The organism is Prosthecobacter sp. (genome assembly GCF_046154365.1).
Lineage (GTDB): Bacteria > Verrucomicrobiota > Verrucomicrobiia > Verrucomicrobiales > Verrucomicrobiaceae > Prosthecobacter.
The window spans coordinates 1-3,493 of the sequence record NZ_JBJXFV010000079.1 but is presented as its reverse complement, the minus strand read 5'-3'; the positions used below and the strand labels follow the sequence as shown (position 1 = coordinate 3,493).

General features: G+C 61.1%; 3 protein-coding genes. All 3 read right to left on the bottom strand.

Annotation, left to right across the window (positions count from 1 at the left end; translation table 11 throughout):
* Nucleotides 1–1,389: WecB/TagA/CpsF family glycosyltransferase (locus tag ACKVY0_RS10530; protein WP_409214777.1), on the bottom strand; the 1,389-nt coding region annotated here is incomplete at its 3' end.
* Nucleotides 1,376–2,605, bottom strand: coding sequence for a glycosyltransferase (locus ACKVY0_RS10525; RefSeq protein ID WP_409214776.1), 1,230 nt, complete (start codon nucleotides 2,603–2,605; stop codon nucleotides 1,376–1,378). The genes ACKVY0_RS10530 and ACKVY0_RS10525, both read right to left, overlap by 14 nt.
* A gap of 178 nt (nucleotides 2,606–2,783) precedes the next feature.
* On the bottom strand, nucleotides 2,784–3,493 hold a 710-nt coding region (locus ACKVY0_RS10520), incomplete at its 5' end, for a hypothetical protein (protein ID WP_409214775.1).

Sequence of the window (3,493 nt, the reverse complement as noted above, 5' to 3'; positions counted from 1 at the left end):
GCTGGTCGCATGCTTCTTCAACCGCACCATGAGCCCCAGGCCGCCGCTATCGACGGTCTGCACCTCATGCAGGTCGATCACCACCGGACTGCCCGCATCAGCGGCGTTGTGGATAGCGCCTAGCGCGCCACGCCACAGGCCGTCGATGCTGCCACCAGTCACCTCACCGGCCCAGGACAGGTGTGCCGGTGCGGACACCAGATTTTCATGCGCTGACTGGCAATCCTCCCGCAGTTCGCCGAGTACCCTCAACAGCGCGGCCTCGCGGTTTTCGGCCAGGGTAAAGATCGTGTGCAGGCGCGTCATTTGCAGCAGGTTGCGCATTGGCATTGAACAGGCGGCGAGCACGAGCTGCTTGCCAGACTCGCGGCAGCGCTTCTGCATGCGCATGAGAAAGCCCAGTCCGGTGCTGTCGATGAACTTCGTGCCGCTGCCATCCAGGATGATGCCCTCCTCCGGGCCATCAAGGCGTTCCATCCATGCCTGCTCGATCATCACGACCTCCGTCGCATCGAGACGTTCTGGCAGCGGCAGCTCCGCCACGCAGGAGAGCTGCATCTCGGGCGCATGTGCTGTCTCCGCAGTGTCTGGCTGCGCGTGCAAGCGTTTGCCGCCGCGTGTCAGCCACCATTGCTTGCCGATGGCGCTGCCAAACACGGCAAAATCATTGGCATAGCGTTTGAACAATCGTTTCGGCTCCTGCGCCAGGCGGAACAGCCATTCCGTGCCGGAAAGCTGCATCCAGCGCGGTGCGCGTTTCATGTGGCCCGCGAGAAAATCAATCGTGGCTCCGACACCGATCGTCACTGGTGCTCCGGCACGCTCATAGTTCATCGCAATCCACTTTTCCTGCTTGGGACAGCCGAATGACACCAGCAGGATGTCCGGTTGTGCCGCGCGAATTTCCGCGCAGATGCGCTCATGGTCCATCTCATGCAGCGGCTTGAACTCCGGCGACATCATGCCCGCGATTTTCAGTTTTGGATGCCGCTCCTGCACATTCTGCACCGCACGCCATGCCACTTCTTTTTGTCCGCCGAGGAAATAGACGCTCCAGCCTTGCACTTCGGCCAGTGCGAGCAGTTTCGGCACGACATCCGACCCCGCCACACGCTCTGGCAGCGGATTGCCCAGCCAGCGCGAGGCCCACACCAGCGGCATGCCATCGCACACGACCAGGTGGGCATTGAGCAGGATGCGCCGCAGTTCTTCATCGTGCATGTCCAGCGCGGTGAAGTCCACGTTGGCCGTAGCGATGTAGTGCGGACGTTTTGAGGCGATCATGTCACTGATCGTGTCGAGCGTCTGCTGGGTCGTCACATTGTCGAATGGGACGCCGAGGATGGACAGCGGCGGGCCGCTGCGGTGGGCGTGTTCAGTTGTGTTCATGGTGAAAAATCGCGGGATTGAAGGACTGACGATAAAAGTCACTGAGCTGCCGTCCGAGACCGGGCCAGCCGAAGCGCGCACGGCAGGTCTGCATGCCGTGCTCCTCGATGTTTTGGCGCAGCACCGCATCACCCAGCAGACGGGCGGTTTGATGCACGAACGATTCCGCTTTGTCGGCTAACAGGATGTCCTTGCCGTGCTGGAGATTTAAACCTTGTGCGCCGATGGTGGTGCTGATCACCGGCGTGCCCACCGCCATGCTCTCGGGAATTTTCAAGCGGGTGCCACCGCCGACGCGCAGCGGCACGATCTGCGCCCAGGCACGGCGATAATAGGGCCGCACATCCGGTACGCCGCCGGTGACGATGACGCCGGGCAGCTCCGCATACGCGCGCACTTGCGGCGTCGGCGCTTTGCCGACAATCAGCACGCGCAGATCGGGAATGCGCACCAGCAGCCGCTCGTGCATCTCCGTAAAGAACCAGTGCAGCGCGTCCGTGTTCGGCATGTAATCCATCGCGCCGCAGAACATCACCGTCGGCTTTTCATCACGTGCCACATTGACGGCATCCGGCGTGAAGTAGTCGAGATCGACGCCATTGGTCACTACCTGCACCGGCACATCGAGGCTGACCTCCGTGCGGATGAAGGTTTCATCATCCGGCCCGCACACCACCTGCACCGCGCAGCGTTGCGCCACCAGTTGCTCGAAGCGGCGCAGCTTCCACATCTGTTCCTGAAACAGCAGCGATGATTTGAGGCCATGGGGCAGACGTGACTGCTGCTCCTCTTGAAATTGCAGATCCACGCGGCTGCGGTCCACGCTCAGCGGGATGTGACGGTGCTCCTTGAGAAAATACTGCGCCATCACGATGTCGCATACATGCACGAGATCGTAGCTATGCAGCGCTAGCTTCGCGCGGATCGCTTCGGCCACTTCGGGCAAGCGCCAGTGACGAATCGTCGTTGGCAGCGGATGCATGAGGCGATTCGGGAACAACCGCGGCCACTGCGGATGCTCGAACGGCACAAAGGTCACGTTGCGGCAGAATTGCTCGAAGACCTCGCGGTGCTCCACCCGCTCGCCTTTTTCCGACAGTGCCAGCAGATCAATGGTGTGATCGCGTGCCAGCGCGCGCAGCAGATGAAACACGCGCTGATACGTGCCACGATCAATGGGGAAGGGAATGTAGGGGTAGATGACGAGGATGTTCATGGCGCGGTGTGTGGTGCGAGTAGTTAAACCCATGACGCCAAGGCGCACATCGCCCGCAAGTGAGGGTAAACGATGCTTCAGCATCTCCCTCGTAGTTTGGCTCTCCAGAGCCGAGTTTTGGGGCGTGGCAACGCCTGGAGACAATCGAACTCGCCTCTGGAGCGGCAAGCTACTCAAATCAGTTGAAGCGGCCCCACAGCGCCTCGTAAGCGCCCACCGTCGCCGGCGTCACGACCTTGCCGTCCCACAGCAGCAGCGCCAGCTCATGCAGTAGATGCTCACGCGGATAGCGTGTCATGCGCTGCGGCACGCCGCGTGTTTTCCAATGCACGAGCACGTTCTTCCACACCGGCTGCTCCGGGCATTTGTTCATGCTGCTTTCGACGTAATTTTTGACCGTGTGGAAGGTTTGCGCCAAGCGTCGGCTCTCGAGCTGGAGAAAAACTTTTTCAGCAAGCTGGGTGAGCGCCGCATGTTGCTTGAGCAGTTCACTGCGTGAGAGAATGGACCGTTGTGGATGCAGTTTGAATGCCACGCCCGCAGCGTGATGCGCGCATAAGGATGGGTCGGCCTTCAGCCTGCGCTGACGCTCCACGCAGCTCCAGTGATACTGGCCGCGTGAAGCCAGGATCACGTCACCGAGCGCCAGTTGTGCCTTGGCGAGGTTGCGGCCAACGAAATCGGCATCCGCAGCGGTGAAGGCATCACGCATGAGCCGCTCTTTGGCGAACAGCAGGCCCGAGCAGCGATTGAACAGCAGCCGCGTGGCCTCGTGCAGTGGAATGCGCGCGGCATCGCGATGATGATCGCAGCCAGCGAGCAATTCATCGCCACCGATGATCCAGCGGTGGCCCATGACGAGATCGTAGAAGAACATGTTCGTGGCAC

What these genes read in the sequence shown, in the direction of transcription:
- ACKVY0_RS10525 (WP_409214776.1), bottom strand. Translation starts at nt 2,605, where the DNA reads ATGAACATCCTCGTCATCTACCCCTACATTCCCTTCCCCATTGATCGT.